At 40.5% G+C, this 16,285-nt stretch carries 11 protein-coding genes and 1 other RNA gene; all 12 read left to right on the plus strand.

Annotated elements, in window-relative coordinates:
• Positions 1–139: 139 nt before the first annotated feature.
• Positions 140–2,122 (plus strand): single-stranded-DNA-specific exonuclease RecJ, encoded by a 1,983-nt coding sequence (recJ, locus tag Q7P05_RS01840; protein WP_303930191.1) that lies wholly within the window; start codon positions 140–142, stop codon positions 2,120–2,122.
• Positions 2,123–2,133: 11 nt separating this feature from the next.
• Positions 2,134–4,374, plus strand: coding sequence for a bifunctional (p)ppGpp synthetase/guanosine-3',5'-bis(diphosphate) 3'-pyrophosphohydrolase (locus tag Q7P05_RS01845; protein WP_303930192.1), 2,241 nt, complete (start codon positions 2,134–2,136; stop codon positions 4,372–4,374).
• The gene (locus Q7P05_RS01850; protein WP_303930193.1) at positions 4,374–5,009 is read left to right on the plus strand and encodes an MBL fold metallo-hydrolase; all 636 of its coding nucleotides are present in this window, start codon (positions 4,374–4,376) and stop codon (positions 5,007–5,009) included. The genes Q7P05_RS01845 and Q7P05_RS01850 overlap by 1 nt, the downstream gene beginning before the upstream one ends.
• Before the next feature lie 41 nt (positions 5,010–5,050).
• Positions 5,051–5,542, plus strand: coding sequence for a Fur family transcriptional regulator (locus Q7P05_RS01855; protein WP_105089417.1), 492 nt, complete (start codon positions 5,051–5,053; stop codon positions 5,540–5,542).
• Positions 5,535–6,962: a coproporphyrinogen dehydrogenase HemZ gene (hemZ, locus tag Q7P05_RS01860; RefSeq protein WP_303930194.1), complete on the plus strand. Its 1,428-nt coding sequence runs from the start codon at positions 5,535–5,537 to the stop codon at positions 6,960–6,962. Before Q7P05_RS01855 ends, hemZ begins: the two co-directional genes overlap by 8 nt.
• Complete coding sequence (hisS, locus tag Q7P05_RS01865) at positions 6,962–8,233, plus strand: histidine--tRNA ligase (protein ID WP_303930195.1); 1,272 nt, start codon at positions 6,962–6,964, stop codon at positions 8,231–8,233. The genes hemZ and hisS overlap by 1 nt, the downstream gene beginning before the upstream one ends.
• 8 nt (positions 8,234–8,241) lie before the next feature.
• Positions 8,242–10,047, plus strand: a complete 1,806-nt coding sequence (aspS, locus tag Q7P05_RS01870) for an aspartate--tRNA ligase (RefSeq protein ID WP_303930196.1) — start codon at positions 8,242–8,244, stop codon at positions 10,045–10,047.
• An 80-nt stretch (positions 10,048–10,127) separates the two neighbouring features.
• Positions 10,128–10,300, plus strand: a non-coding RNA gene (gene ssrS / locus Q7P05_RS01875) — 6S RNA.
• 176 nt (positions 10,301–10,476) lie between these two features.
• Positions 10,477–11,778: a replication-associated recombination protein A gene (locus Q7P05_RS01880; protein ID WP_303930197.1), complete on the plus strand. Its 1,302-nt coding sequence runs from the start codon at positions 10,477–10,479 to the stop codon at positions 11,776–11,778.
• An 81-nt stretch (positions 11,779–11,859) separates the two neighbouring features.
• Positions 11,860–14,604 carry a DNA translocase FtsK gene (locus Q7P05_RS01885; protein ID WP_303930198.1) on the plus strand — a complete coding sequence of 915 codons (2,745 nt, stop codon included), beginning with the start codon at positions 11,860–11,862 and terminating at the stop codon, positions 14,602–14,604.
• Between the two features lie 48 nt (positions 14,605–14,652).
• On the plus strand, positions 14,653–15,105 hold the full coding sequence (locus Q7P05_RS01890) for a helix-turn-helix transcriptional regulator (protein ID WP_005386075.1): 453 nt from the start codon (positions 14,653–14,655) through the stop codon (positions 15,103–15,105).
• Positions 15,106–15,144: 39 nt separating this feature from the next.
• Positions 15,145–16,285: YgiQ family radical SAM protein (locus tag Q7P05_RS01895; RefSeq protein ID WP_303930200.1), on the plus strand; the 1,141-nt coding region annotated here is incomplete at its 3' end.

Below are 16,285 nucleotides of genomic sequence, written 5' to 3' on the forward strand. Positions count from 1 at the left end.
AAAAGACAAGGTTTAAATGAGAATAAAATATATAAAATGGTTTATTTTATTCACTTTTTGATGTATAATAAATAAAAATGATAATGATAATACGTTGAATTATTATAATAATATTGATTATAAACTACTGAGGGATATGATGATTAAGAAAAAACGTTGGCGCATTTCTACAAGCGACAAAGAACAAGAAAATATCTTAATCCGTGAACTTGGTGTAAATCCTATTGTGGCAAAATTAATGGTAAATCGCCACATAGATGTTGACGAAGGGCGGAAGTTTTTACAAGGCTCTTTGTCAGATTTGTTAGATCCATTCACATTAAAAGACATGGATGTAGCTGTTTCGCTAGTTCAGGAGACAATTGAAAAGCATAAACCAATCGTTATTTATGGCGATTATGATGTAGACGGTATTACGGCCACATCTGTTCTGTATCGATTTTTAAAGAAACTTGGTGCTGATGTTACCTATTACATACCAGAGCGTCAAAGCGAAGGCTATGGTCTCAATTTAGAGGCTTTAGAGCACCTTATAGAGCGGGGAACATCTCTAGTTATTACCGTAGATTGCGGTATTAGTTCTTACGATATTGTAGAGGCTGTACGTGACCGTATTGATATGATTATTACGGATCATCATACGGCACCAGATTTGATTCCACGAGCAAAGGCTGTTATTAACCACAAGCAAAAGGATTGTCCTTATAAGGATAAAAACTTATCCGGCGTTGGGGTGGCCTTTAAATTATGCCAAGCTTTATGGCTCACAAAATATGGTGAATGGTATTTAGATGATTTAGATATCGTTGCATTAGGCACTGTGGCGGACGTTGTGCCGTTAGTCGGTGAGAACCGCATCATCGTAAAAGCAGGCCTTGAAAAGATGAATAGTCATTCAAATCTAGGAATTAAAAAGCTAATCGATGTAGCAGGTCTCCATGAACGAACTATAACATCTGGACATATTGGTTTCACCTTAGCCCCACGGCTCAATGCAGCAGGTCGCGTAACGCATGCAACACGTGCTGTTGAGTTGCTAGTTACTGATAATGCTGACATGGCTGAAGCGATTGCTGAAGAATTAAATGAAACAAATCGTGAGCGTCAAGAACTAGAGAGAAATATTCACGAACTAGCTCGTATCGATGTGGCTAATCAAGGCCATAAAGCAGACTATGTAACCGTTGTAGCCGGTGAAGACTGGCACCCTGGTGTTATCGGTATTGTGGCTTCTCGCTTGGTTGAGGAGTTTTATAAGCCGACCCTGGTTATTAGTATCCACGATGGCATTGGCAAAGGCTCCTGCCGTAGTATCGATGGTTTTAATATCTACGATGCACTGAAGTCTTGCGAAGATGTGTTATTACAATTCGGTGGCCATGCTGCAGCAGCAGGCTTCAGTATTGATGCAAATCGTATAGATGAACTACGAGACCGATTAACGGCGTATTGTAAAGAGCATGTGACACAGGAAGAATATATCCCTGTCGTTGCTATTGATGCGGAACTACCCGTTGATGATATCGATGTAGATATCATTGACCGCGTATCAGCCCTTGAACCTTATGGTATGGCTAATAGTACGCCGGTCTTTGCCGTTATGGAAGCAACCGTACAAGATATAATGCTTATGGGACAATTGAAAAATCACTGCAAGGTGATTTTAGAAACCTCTAGTGGCACATTGGATGCCATTGCTTGGAATCGTCCCGATTTATTTAAAACTATATTCATTGGAACTGTGGTGAAAGTAGCATTTTCATTGCAAAAGAATGAATGGCAAGGGATGGTTTCTCCACAGCTTATGATCCAAGCTATTGAACCGCTCACTGAAGAGCCGATTACACTTTCCACGGAAGGTCTTAGACAAATGTATGTCATAGTAAAACAAGCTATGCGTGGTCGTAGTCAATCGGTTTATAATGTGGAACAAGAAATTTTGCGCCGTAAGCCGGCAGATCAAAATAATCGCAGTGCCCTTACATCCTTAGATGTATTTAAGGAGTTGGGCATCATAGAAGAATATACCAGTGATGATGGTCAATTAATGCTAAGATGGAATGCCATTGAAGGAAAATTAGATCTTGTCACGTCCGTAACATTTCTTACCTATAGTGTATAGGAGGTGACACCATGACAACTGTAAATGAAGAAGGCAAAGCTTTGGTTGAACAAGGTACATTTAACAAAGAAAAAGCTTTAGCTGAATTTATGGAGTATATCCATACCTATTTAACAGATGATGAGTGTAACCAAGTATTGAAGGCTTTTGAACTTGCTGATAAGGCTCATGAAGGTCAATTGAGAGCTTCTGGTGAGCCATATATCATGCATCCACTAGCAGTAGCTGAAATTTTGGCACACTTACAAATCGACCATATTACGCTTATGGCAGCCCTTATGCATGATGTGGTTGAAGATACATCGTACTCGAAGGAAGACTTAGAGAAAATGTTTGGCTCTGAGGTGGCTTTCCTCGTTGATGGTGTAACGAAATTAAACCAGTTCCAATATGAAACAAAAGAAGATCGGCAAATGGAAAATTATCGGAAGATGATTTTAGCTATGGCGAAGGATGTGCGCGTCGTTGTTATTAAATTAGGTGACCGCTTACATAATATGCGTACCTTAAAGCATATGCGTAGCGACAAACAAAAGCGTATTGCAAAGGAAACATTAGAAATCTTTGCTCCTCTAGCACATCGCCTTGGTATCTTCAATGTGAAATGGGAACTAGAAGATTTATCATTCCGCTATTTAGAGCCGGAAAAATATTATGATCTTGTAGATCAAATGAAACAAAAACGCCAAGCTCGTGAGGACATTGTAAATGATACGATGAGCCAACTTACAAAAGCGTTAGGAGAAGCTCATATTAAGGCGGATATCAAAGGCCGTCCAAAACACTTCTACAGCATTTACAAGAAGATGAAAAAGGACAACCGTGATTTATCTCAAATTTACGACTTGCTCGCTGTTCGCGTTATTGTTGATACAATTCCAGATTGCTATGCCGTACTAGGTATTGCGCATAGCTTGTGGAAACCATTGCCATATCGTTTCAAGGATTACATTTCCATGCCGAAATCTAATATGTATCAATCCTTGCATACAACGGTTATCGGTACCATGGGGCAACCTGTAGAAATCCAAATTCGTACATGGGAAATGCACCGTGTATCTGAGTATGGTGTTGCTGCTCATTGGCGCTATAAAGAAGGCAATAAAAATGGCGATAAGGATTTCGACCAAAAGGTTGCCTGGTTACGCCAAGTCCTTGAATGGCAAGATACAAGTAATCCAACAGAACTAGTTAATGCGTTAAAACTAGACGTTTTCTCTGGTGAGGTATTTGTATTCACACCAAAAGGCGATGTTGTTAAATTGCCTATCGGTTCGGTTCCACTTGATTTTGCGTACCGTGTTCATACCGATGTTGGTCATCGCTGTGTAGGGGCTAAGGTAAACGGTAAAATTGTACCGCTAGATTACACCTTACAAAATGGCGATATTGTAGATATTATTACATCTAAAACAGGTCGCCCAAGTCTTGATTGGCTTAATATCGTAGGCTCTTCTGAAAGTAAGAGCAAAATTCGCAACTGGTTCAAGCGTGAAAATAAAGCTGAAAATATTGAAAAAGGCTTAGAAGCTCTTGAAAAAGAAGCGAAACGACTGAATCATAATTGGAAAGAATTATGTGCAGACAACCGTTTACAACATGTAACGAAACAACTTAAAGCCGGTACAGAAGAGGAAATGTTTGCCGCTTGTGGATATGGCGGCATTCCTGTCAGCACTGTTCTCTTGCGGTTAATTGAACTTTATAAAAAATCTAAAGAAGCAGAAGAATCTAAGCGCAGCACTGAACAAATCATTGAGAAGTTAAAAGCTCAAGGGCCAAAAACGACCAAGAATGGTACAGGCGTTCTCGTAAAAGGGGAAGCTGGTGTTATGGTACGTATGGCGAAATGCTGTAGCCCAGTTCCTGGTGATGATATCATCGGTTACATCACGCGTGGTCGTGGTGTATCCATCCATCGCTCCGATTGTACGAGCCTAGGCCATACGCCAGAAGATTTAGAACGTATGATTGAAGTCTCTTGGGATGGTTCTTCTGGTGAATCCTTCCATGTAGGTATCGATATTCAAGCATACGATCGAAATGGTCTGTTGATGGAGGTTATGGCTGTACTTTCAGAGTTAAAAATCACCATTACAAACATCAATGCCAAGGTTCAAGAAGATACTAAAACTGTAAGTATCAATGTTGTGGTCGATATCCGTGATATTTCACAACTTGATTTTGTTATGACTAAGTTGCGCCGTATTCGTGAAGTATATACAGTACAGCGTAGTAAAGGAGGGGCTTAATGAGTGAACAACAATTAGTGCTTATGCGCATGCCATTAGGTCCATTAGGGACTAATTGCTATGTTATTGGAGATAAAGCGGTAGGCGAAGCTTTCATTATTGATCCTGCTACATCGGAAGTATTAGAGTCTCTAAAGAAGCACGACTTGAAACCAAAGGCTGTTTTGCTAACCCATGGTCATGGCGACCATATTGGTGGCGTTCAAGAGATTGTAGATACATATCATGTGCCTGTATATATTCAAAAGGGCGATATACCGTATCTGTCAGATCCTGAACTCAATCTCAGCGCCTATAGCAATCCTACACCCATTAAGGTAAAGGCTGACATTATCGAGGTTAAACAAGGTGACCACATTATCTGTGGTGCTATTGATCTTGAAGTACTCGAAACACCGGGTCATACGCCAGGTGGAGTATGTTATTACATGGAAGGTCTTGTATTTGTCGGGGATACTCTATTTAGAGATTCCGTAGGTCGTACAGATTTTCCAAATGGTTCGTATGAGACATTAATGGAATCCATTAAAACTCAGCTTTATAAATTGCCTGACAATACAATGGTATATCCTGGTCATGGACCAGAAACAAATATAGGTTATGAAAAACAATACAACCCATTCGTTGGGGCGTAGGTTTTATAAAACTTTTGTAAGAAGTAAAGGGGATAGTTATCATGAACACAACATTAGAGAAATTAAAAGAACGCATTAAAGATAAAAAATACAAATTGACTACACAACGTCAAACAATTTTACAAGCCTTCATCGATGCAGATGAAAACCATTTGAGCGCTGAAGACGTATATGTACTTGTAAAAGAAGTAGCTCCTGACATCGGCTTAGCTACTATTTACAGAACACTTGATCTATTCACTGAACTTGATTTGTTAAAACGTCTTGATTTTGGTGATGGTCGTAACCGTTACGAATTAAATGATGAAGAGTTCGCTCATTTCCATCATCATTTGATTTGCGTGAAATGTGGTAAAGTATCCGAGTTCGAAGACGACATGCTTGAAACATTAGAGTCTATCATCGCTAAAAAATTGAACTTCCGCACTATTGACCATCAATTGAAAGTATATGGTTATTGCAGCGATTGCCAAAATCATATGACTGAAGCAGAACTTGAAAAATTAGAACGTATGGCTCATCACCATGCTTAATGGATATCTATATACGGGGCCATTACCACTTGGCTCCGTAGTAGCCCATAACTGTGGTGCTGCTGGTTTATTCTCTGATAAGGTTAATCCAGACGTTGTTTTAGAGGCTATAGAGGTAGACGGTTTATATCGTTTGACTGTAACCATTGGGGAGACCGTAAAAACTTTTGACGGTGATATTTCATCTATGGGCCGTCGTCAAATTGGCCAAGCCTTATTGCGCTATTTGCGTGAATATCAAGGTTTGCCAGCCGATGCCCCATGGGGGACTATGGTCGGTGTGCGTCCTACAAAGCTACTACATAAATATATAGATACATATGGCTCTGTCCACGCAGCAACTCGTCACATTAGGGACGAGTTTTCTGTGTCTATGGAAAAGCTTGCAACGTTGGGGGCTATCGGTGAGTATCAACGTCCATTTTTAGCTGATACAGACGATAAAAAGGTGAGTCTCTATTGTGGCATTCCTTTCTGTGATACTCGTTGTGTGTACTGCTCGTTTCCTTATGGTCTTTATCAGGATTACACTGATAAAAGTCAATTCTTAACAGCTTTAGGCCGTGATATGGAGGATATGAAAGCTATTGCTCAGTCTTATGGCTTATCGGTAGATACCCTCTATATGGGTGGCGGTACACCAACGGTATTAGGTGATGAAGACTTTCACCAAATCCTAAAACAGTTATCTATACTAGTGCCAGAAGGTCATGAGTTTACTGTAGAGGCGGGGCGTCCAGATTCTGTTAATCCTCGGAAGATACGATCTATGCTCGATTTTGGTGTAAATCGTATCAGTATTAATCCACAAACGATGCAAGACGATATTTTGCGGCGCATTGGGCGTGGACATAGTGCGCAAGATATTGATGAATTGTTACAATATGTAAAAGTTAATACACCATTTGCTGTAAATATGGATTTTATTGCAGGTTTACCGCATCAAACGATGCAAAACATGGTAGAGAATATGGATTACGTATGTCAAAATTTGCCGGAAAATGTTACAATTCATACGTTAGCATTAAAACGTGGTAGCCCATTGTATGATTTAAATATGCAAGATGATATTCCTGAAGAACATCTCGTAGCAGAAATGGTACAATATGGTAAAGAGCGTCTTGAAGCAGCTGGCTATGTGCCATATTATCTATATCGCCAACAATATATGAGAGGGCAATTAGAGAATATTGGCTATACCTTGCCAGGTAAAGCGTGCGAATATAATATTCAGATCATGGAAGAGCGACAAAGTATTCTATCCATGGGACCTGGTAGCTCATCTAAGTGGATGCGCGCCCCTGAATATCGTCAATTGAAACAGCACATGCCAAAGGATGTTGATGTTTACCACGCAACGATAGATGCACTATTAGAGAAACGACATAGAATTTGTGAGAAATTTTGGGAGGTTGTGTAATGGCTATTAGAAAACCAAGAGGTACACAAGACTTTTTGCCAGAGCAAATGATAAATTGGCACTATATTGAACAACGTATGCGTGAAATTTGTAAAGTATACGGGTTCAATGAAATTCGCACACCTGCCTTTGAAGATACTAAGTTATTCTTGCGCGGTATCGGTGAAACTACAGATGTAGTACAAAAGGAAATGTATACATTTACTACAGGCGATGATGGTGGCTCTAGCTTCACATTGCGTCCTGAAAATACGGCTTCTGCTGTACGGGCCTACTTAGAAAATAAAGTATATGGTAAAGAAGGCCTTACAAAATGGTATTACATGGGACCTATGTTCCGTCATGATAAACCACAAGCAGGTCGTTACCGTCAATTCCATCAATTTGGTGCAGAGGTACTAGGCTCTCAATCTCCAGTGGTAGATAGTGAAGTTATCTGTATGGTTGTACAATTGTTGAAAGACTTTGGCCTTAAAGACCTTAATGTAGAGGTGAACTCTGTAGGTTGCCCAACATGCCGCCCTGTATATCGTGAAAAATTAATTGAATTCTTTGAACCTAAAAAAGAACAATTATGCAGTGATTGCCAAGAACGTTTATATAAAAATCCGTTGCGTATCTTGGATTGCAAAAATGAAACCTGTAAATCCTTGTCCGTAGGTGCTCCTGAAATTCACGAACATTTATGTGAAGAGTGTCATGATCACTTTGAAGAATTGAAGACATATTTAACAGCTGCTAATGTGCAATATACATTAAATCCTCGCCTTGTACGTGGTCTTGATTATTACACAAAAACAGCATTCGAAGTACAATACACTCCATTAGGCGCACAAAGTGCCGTAGCAGGTGGTGGACGTTACGATGGCCTTGTAGAGGAACTTGATGGTCCTCATACACCAGCCATTGGCTTTGCCATGGGCATGGAGCGTTTATTATTAGCTCTTGAAAAACAAAACTTATTGCCTGAACCAACTGTTGAACCATCTGCATTTGTAGTGGCTCTTGGTGATGCGGCTAAGGTAGAGGCTTTCAAAATTTGCCAAGCATTACATGATGCATATGTATCCGTTGAAATGGACGGACAGGGCAAGAGTATGAAGGCACAATTAAAATATGCTAACAAAATTAATGCAAAATATGTTATCATATTGGGTGATGATGAATTGGCTCGTGGGGAAGCCATAATCCGATTCATGGAAACTAGTGAACAAGAAACTGTACCACTTGATACAGTTTCTGAACGTATAACTTCTTTGGTGAAAGGATGACAATTAGAATGGAAACAATGCAAGGCTTACACCGTACGCACGGTTGTGGCACCATCTCTGAACAAGAGGTAGGTAAAGAGGTCGTATTATGTGGTTGGGTTGAACGCCGTCGTGACCACGGTGGTTTGATTTTCTTGGATCTACGCGATCGTTCTGGCGTAGTACAAGTAGTAGCGTCTCCAGACCATAACGTAGAATCTTTCCACAAAGCAGAGGATGTTCGTAATGAATATGTACTTTGTGTACGTGGTAAAATTACAAAACGTGATGAAGCCGCTATTAATCCAAACCTTCCTACAGGTGCATACGAAATGTTCTGTGAAGAGTTGCGCGTATTGAACTCCGCTAAAACTCCTCCATTCTATATTCAAGATGATATCGATGTAGATGAAAATATTCGTTTGAAATATCGTTACCTTGACTTGCGTCGTCCAGAAATGCAACGCAACTTGATTTTGCGTCACAAAGTAACGAAAGCAATGCGCGACTTCTTCGATAGCCGCGATTTCTTGGAAATTGAAACTCCAATGCTTACTAAATCTACACCAGAAGGCGCTCGTGACTATTTAGTACCTTCTCGTGTAAATGCTGGTACATTCTATGCATTGCCACAATCTCCACAAATTTTCAAACAAATCTTGATGGTTGCTGGTTATGAAAAATACTTCCAAATCGTTCGTTGCTTCCGCGATGAAGATTTGCGTGCAGACCGTCAACCTGAGTTCACTCAGCTCGACTTGGAAATGTCCTTCGTAGATGAAGAAGACATTTACTCTATGCTTGAAGAAATGATTGCTCATGTATTTAAAACTACATTGGGCATAGAAATTCCATTGCCTATGCCTCGTATTACATGGGATGAAGCAATGGATAAATACGGTTCTGATAAACCAGACCTTCGCTTCGACATGGCCTTTACTGATGTAACTGATCTTGTAAAAGATACAGAATTTAAAGTATTCCGCTCTGTAATCGATAACGGTGGTGTAGTTAAAGGTATCGTTGTACCTGGCGATGCTGGTATTCCACGTCGTGAACTTGATGACCTCGTTGAATATGTTAACCGTTACGGTGCAAAAGGCCTTGCATGGGCTTGCTTCAATGAAGATGGTTCCATCAAGTCTCAAATCATGAAGTTCTTAGGTGAAGATACAATCCGCAATATCGGTGAAAAAATGGGCGCTAAAGGTGGCGACCTTGTATTGATGATTGCTGATAAACCTGCTACTGTGGCACGTGCATTAGGTGAATTGCGCCTTGAAATGGCACGCCGCATGAACATGATTGACCAAGATAAATTGGCATTCACATGGGTAACTGATTTCCCTATGTTCGAATATAACGAAGATGAAAAACGTTATGTTGCAATGCACCATCCGTTCACAATGCCTCGTCATGAAGATCTTGATAAATTGGAATCTGATCCTGGTAGCGTAAAAGCGATTGCTTACGATATGGTATTGAACGGTGTTGAAATCGGTGGCGGTTCCTTGCGTATTTACCAATCCGATGTACAAGAAAAAGTATTCAAAGCTATTGGTTTATCTGAAGAAGAAGCTAAATCTAAATTCGGCTTCATGCTTGATGCATTCCAATACGGTGCACCTCCTCATGCTGGTTGTGCATTCGGCCTTGATCGTCTTGTTATGTTGATGGCAAAACGTCAATCTATCCGCGACGTAATCGCATTCCCTAAAACTCAATCTGCTTCTGATGTAATGAGCCAAGCTCCATCTGAAGTAGAACCTAAGCAATTAAAAGAGTTGCATATTAAACCAGATATCGAGGAAGAAGAAGAGCAATCTTTGGTGTAAAAACATAGGCAAGAATTGATTAAATTTGAAATGTCAAGACTTGTTAATTACGAATCTTTCTGATACTATTTATGTATAAGATATCCCTGCCATGTGCGTGTGATATCGCAGTTTTGAGCCAACACATTTACTTCGGGAGTCCGAACTCTCGTCTGAACGTTACGCCCTTACGGGACAACTGAAGGATGAGGAGGACACCCACCTGCCCTAAGCAGGATCAAAACGCGGTACATTACGGCATGGTGGGGCTTTTTTGCGTGTAAAAATGGTATGTAATGTCATATACTATATATAGAAAAGACCAGCCAATATCGTTATTATAGGCTATTGATCTATAAATTATATTCTTAATGAATACAATTTACTGGACTGTACGATTAATAAAACTTTAGAGTTAATAGATAAGATGTTATGGATTGAGGTGATAGAATGGATAGTTTATTTGATATGACGCCTACCAATACGTATGAACCGTTACCGGTGCGTATGCGTCCTACCACATTAGACCATTTATATGGTCAAGAAAAAGCGGTAGGGAAGGGGACTTTCTTGCGCGCCATGGTTGAAAAGGATACAATTCCATCTATGCTTTTTTATGGCCCTTGTGGAACGGGTAAAACTACACTGGCAGGTATTATTGCGAAGGTTAGCAATAGCCATTTTGTAAATTTAAATGCTACTAATGCGGGCATAAGTGAGCTGCGTAATATCATAGAGGATGCTCGTAAGCGGGTGCGATCTTTACAACAACGAACTATTTTATTCCTCGATGAAATTCATCGCTTTAATAAAAGCCAACAAGATGTGTTATTACCTTGTGTAGAGGATGGCACAATCATCCTTATTGGCGCTACCACAGAAAATCCATTTTTTGAGGTAAATAGACCTCTTTTATCTCGTCTAAGATTAATTACCTTAGAGGCACTTACACCAAAGGCTATAGGGCAAATTTTGCGCCGTGCTATTACAGATGAAGAGGTAGGCCTTGGTAAACGTCGTCTACAGGTGACAGATGAGGTTCTTGAAGATGTGGGGATTTTCGTCAATGGCGATGGGCGTATGGCGTTAAATATTTTAGAGCAAGCTGCAGCAATGGTACCCGATGAAGGGGCTATTACTATAGAGGTCCTTGAAAAGGTTGTAGGCCGCCGTATTTATACATACGACAAAAAAGGTGATAGCCACTATGATACAATCTCTGCGTTTATTAAAAGTATGCGTGGCTCTGATGTGCAAGCAACGATGCACTACTTGGCACGTATGATTGAAGCTGGCGAAGATCCTAACTTTATTGCTCGTCGTATCGTAATTTGTGCTGCTGAGGATGTAGGTCTAGCAGACCCTCAAGCTTTAATTCTCGCCAATGCAGCAGCTCAAGCTGCTCATATGGTAGGTTTCCCTGAAGCGCGCATTATATTATCTGAGGCGGCTTGCTATGTAGCCTTAGCGCTGAAAAGTAATTCTGCTTATATGGCAATCGATGCAGCCATTGCGGATGTGCGCCACAAAGATTGTGGCCAGGTGCCAGATCATTTAAAAGATAGTCATTATAGTGGTGCTAGCAAACTAGGCCATGGGAACACCTATAAATATGCTCATAACTATCCAAATGGCTATGTAAAACAGCAGTATTTACCAACACCTCTTGTGGATGCTACATACTACAATGGCATTAAAAGGGGGAAAGAAGAACAGTTACTTCGTGACTGGGAGGAACGGCGTAAAAACTAACTAAATACTTCGATATATGCTATAATATAATGATAAGTTAATTTACAGTAGTGTTATATAGTAAGGGGTTTGTATAGATTTATGGCAGAAGAAAAAACTTCCACCAAAAAACGCAATACACGACGAAAGCGAACAAATACAAAACAGCAAAATAAATCTCAAGGATTTTCCTTGCGTAGCGAAGTTAAAGGTTTAATTATCATTGCCTTTGCAGTTATTTCCCTGCTCGGGTTCTTTGGCTTTGAACTTGGTCTTGTCGGTGAAATTTTAACAGGTATATTCCGCTACGGCTTCGGCCTAGGTGGCATTATTCCTTGTTTGTGCGTTTTCTGGGTAGGTTGGAGATTATTATATAAGGGTACATTTATTTCCATTACAAAACGAGGCGTTGTAATGACCTTGTTTTTCCTATTCTTGTTAGCTCTTGTTCCGTTGTGGCGCGTTCCTGAGGGGCAGGAACTCATTACTACACAACTGGCTAATCAAGGGGGTGTTGTAGGTGGCGCCATCGCTACATTCCTTCGCACATTATTAGGTGAACTAGGGGCTATCATTTTAGATGTGTTCTTATTATTAGCCTTTGGTATTCTGATCACTCGTTTATCTTTGCGAAGTGGCCTGCAAAAGGCAGCGGATAAAACACAAGTAGGTTTAGATGTGGCTAAAGAAGTGGCTGCTGAGAAGGTAGCTGTAGCTAAAGAGGTCTTTGAAGATTGGAATGAACAACGTAAAGAAGCTGCAGAACAACGGAAAGCGTATAACAGGGAAAAGGACACACGCTTTGCTGATGCTGCAGATCAAGCGTTAGATACACTTGAAAAACGAGGTATCACTACCGATCGAGATAACTTTGAAACGAGTGCGGTTGTAGATAATGAACCTATGGTGGATACAGTAACGACTGTAGAATCTCCAAAGGTTCCTACATCTTGGAAAGAATTAGCTGAAATTGAAGCGCGCAACCGTGCAGCAGAACAATTGGCGAATATTTCTGAAGATGCTGGTGATGCGAAGTCTTATGATGCAGATGATTTTGATCAATTCTCTGATGCTAGTAGATCTACAGGTGATGACTATGTATATACTCCAGATGAGGATTATACATATACTCCAGACGAAGGATATACAGATGAATCTGAATCAGTAGAGAATAACCATGAGGAACAACCAAAGTTTACATATCAAAATACAACGATTGGTCCATTGGAAACTAATCACGCTGCCATAGCTTCTGCTGTACCTGGAACAGGTGCTGCTGCAAGTTCTGTAAGTGCTGGTGCCGGTATGTCTGGTATGAGTTTACAAGTACCATCTACTATTAGTACTACAGAAGATACAGCACAAGTAGCAGTATCTAAAGAGGGTCAAATTCATCGTACCTATGATAGACCTTATCATTTCCCAAGCCTTGATATTTTGGCGAAAGGGAAGGGAAGTCAAAGTAATGGTGAAGAAGTAGCGCAAAATGCAATGATGCTTGAAAATGTATTGAGTAACTTTGGCATTACTGCTAAGGTCGTTAATGCTACACAAGGTCCAACTGTTACACGCTACGAAATTGAACCTGCACCTGGTGTAAAGGTTAGCCGTATCGTCAACTTAACTGATGATATTGCCTTAAACTTAGCGGCTCAACATATTCGGATGGAGGCTCCAATCCCTGGTAAATCCGCCATCGGTATCGAGGTTCCTAATAAGACGACAGAGGCCGTTCATTTACGTGATGTCCTTGATTGTAGTGACTTCAAGGACGCTCGTGGGGGTATTCCGGTAGGTCTTGGCAAGGATATTGCAGGTAAGCCTGTTATTACTGACCTTGCGAAGATGCCTCACTTGCTCGTAGCAGGTACTACGGGTTCTGGTAAATCTGTATGTGTAAATACTTTGATTTCAAGTATTCTATTTAGTCGTAAACCAGAAGAGGTTAAGCTTTTATTAATCGACCCTAAGATGGTTGAATTGTCTATCTACAATGGCATTCCTCATTTGATGGCGCCAGTTGTAACAGATATGAAAAAAGCAGCCGCTGTATTGCGTTGGGCTGTTCGTGAGATGGAGGCTCGTTATAAAGCTTTTGCAGCATCTGGCAAACGCGATATTAAGAGCTATAATGAAGCGCACCCTAAGGCGGCTATGCCGTTGATTGTATTAATTATCGATGAGTTAGCTGACCTTATGATGACTGCTCCTGATGATATTGAAGAATCTATTAGTCGCTTAGCACAAATGGCGCGTGCTGCAGGTATTCACATGGTACTCGCTACGCAACGTCCTTCTGTCAACGTTATTACAGGCTCTATTAAGGCCAATGTACCTAGCCGTATTTCCTTTGCAGTAGGTTCTCAAATTGACTCCCGTACTATTCTCGATATGGCGGGTGCTGAGAAATTGCTTGGTAAAGGGGATATGTTATTTGCTCCAATTGGTGCTAATAAACCAATTCGTGTACAAGGTGCGTTTATCTCTGATGATGAGGTAGAACATCTTGTGGAATTTGTAAAAGCTCAACGTGAACCAGAATATGACGATACTGTTACACAAGAGGCTGAAAAGGAAACCGAAAAAGAATCATCAGAAGAAAATGATATCTACCGCGATGAATTATTAGAACGTGCTGTTAATCTCGTTATGGAATCTGGTCAAGCTTCTGTGTCTATGTTACAGCGTCGATTCCGCATTGGGTATACTCGTGCGGCTCGCCTTGTTGATACGATGGAAGATCTTAAAATTGTTGGTCCTAGTATGGGTAGTAAGGCTCGAGAAATTTTGATGAGCCCTGAACAAGCTAAGGCGCGATATTTTTCAGACTCCAATGATGAGCAATAATTAAATGATTACGATATGAGTATTATGTAGATTAAGAGAGGAACGAAAATGGCTGAATTAGGCGAAGAATTACGACGTGAACGAGTAAGACGTAATTTAACCTTTAAAGATGTGGAGCAAGTACTGCACATTAAAACAACCTATTTGGAAGCTATCGAAGATGGTAAGTATGACATCATTCCTGGTCAGGTCTACGTAAAAGGATTTATTCGTAATTACGGTAATTATTTAGATCTTGATGGGGATCGCTTGGTAAAAGCCTACCAAAGTCAAGTAGGTGATATAGATACGTTTTCTTTGCGTTCTGTGACGCGTCAGAAGGCACAAGCAGCGCCAAATTTGGTACAAAGCGAATTCGTTGAATACCAAACCTCTAAGAAGCGTATGTCTTTAGAAACGCGACAACGAAAACGCCAACGTTCTATCGTTCAGGAACGTATTATTTTAGGCATTATTTTATTCTGTATGGCATTATTTTTACTGTGGTTATTCCTTTTCTAATAGTTGATTAGGAATGATAGAAAGGCATTTACACAATCAATGGATAGATTTTTAGTAACAGAACCTTCGGATATGAAGGAACAAGGTTGGGCCGAATTAGATTTTGTCCTCATTAGTGGGGACGCCTATGTTGACCATCCTTCCTTTGCACCTGCAGTTATCGGCAGATACTTAGAATCCAAAGGGTATCGTGTAGGCATTATAGATCAACCAGATTGGAATGATGTAGAGGCTTTCAAAAAACTAGGTAAACCGCGTCTAGCATCCCTTGTTACGGCAGGGAATCTAGATTCAATGCTCAATAAATTTACGGCAGCAAAGAAAATTCGTCGACAAGATGACTATTCTCCAGGTGGTGAAGCGGGCCATCGTCCAGATCGAGCTACCTTGGTATATGCGAACCGCATGAAAGAGGCATATAGTGATGTGCCTCTTATTATCGGTGGCATAGAGGCGTCCTTACGCCGATTTGGTCATTATGATTATTGGTCAGATACTGTGCGTCGTTCTATTTTAGTTGATTCAAAGGCGGATGTACTCATTTATGGTATGGGTGAACTTCAAATTGTAGAATTAGCTGATGCGTTAGATCAAGGTAGATTTAAAGAGTCCTTGCCATCTATTCGTGGTATTTGTTATATGGCCAAGGAAATCCCTACCATAGACTATGTTGAGTGTCCATCTTTTGAGGAAATTAAAGCGGATAAGATGGCCTTTGCTGATGCATTCCGTATGCAGTATGATGAACAAGATCCATTCTATGGTCGTATAGTAGTACAAAAACATGGCGATAGATATCTTGTTCAAAACACACCTGCATTGCCACTTACGCAGGAGGAAATGGATGGCGTATATAACTTGCCGTATACTCGCAAGTGGCATCCTAAATATGATGATAAGGGTGGCGTACCAGCATTAAGCGAAGTACAGTTTAGCCTTGTAAGTCAACGGGGGTGCTTTGGTAGCTGTTCATTCTGTGCAATAACAAATCATCAAGGTCGTATCATCCAAAACCGTAGTCATGAGTCTTTACTTGATGAAGCTCAAACTATGATTAATATGGATAACTTTAAAGGGTATATTCACGATGTAGGGGGGCCTACAGCGAATTTCCGTCATTTAGCCTGTGATAAGCAAGCTGTGTCTCTTGCTGTAGAGGCAAAGAAGGTTTTAGCAGAGG

This window comes from Veillonella dispar (genome assembly GCF_937975875.1).
GTDB classification, from domain to species: domain Bacteria; phylum Bacillota; class Negativicutes; order Veillonellales; family Veillonellaceae; genus Veillonella; species Veillonella dispar_B.

Coding starts and splice junctions, on each gene's coding strand:
- recJ (WP_303930191.1), top strand. CDS start 140: ATGATTAAGAAAAAACGTTGGCGCATTTCTACAAGCGACAAAGAACAA.
- Q7P05_RS01845 (WP_303930192.1), top strand. CDS start 2,134: ATGACAACTGTAAATGAAGAAGGCAAAGCTTTGGTTGAACAAGGTACA.
- Q7P05_RS01850 (WP_303930193.1), top strand. CDS start 4,374: ATGAGTGAACAACAATTAGTGCTTATGCGCATGCCATTAGGTCCATTA.
- Q7P05_RS01855 (WP_105089417.1), top strand. CDS start 5,051: ATGAACACAACATTAGAGAAATTAAAAGAACGCATTAAAGATAAAAAA.
- hemZ (WP_303930194.1), top strand. CDS start 5,535: ATGCTTAATGGATATCTATATACGGGGCCATTACCACTTGGCTCCGTA.
- hisS (WP_303930195.1), top strand. CDS start 6,962: ATGGCTATTAGAAAACCAAGAGGTACACAAGACTTTTTGCCAGAGCAA.
- aspS (WP_303930196.1), top strand. CDS start 8,242: ATGGAAACAATGCAAGGCTTACACCGTACGCACGGTTGTGGCACCATC.
- Q7P05_RS01880 (WP_303930197.1), top strand. CDS start 10,477: ATGGATAGTTTATTTGATATGACGCCTACCAATACGTATGAACCGTTA.
- Q7P05_RS01885 (WP_303930198.1), top strand. CDS start 11,860: ATGGCAGAAGAAAAAACTTCCACCAAAAAACGCAATACACGACGAAAG.
- Q7P05_RS01890 (WP_005386075.1), top strand. CDS start 14,653: ATGGCTGAATTAGGCGAAGAATTACGACGTGAACGAGTAAGACGTAAT.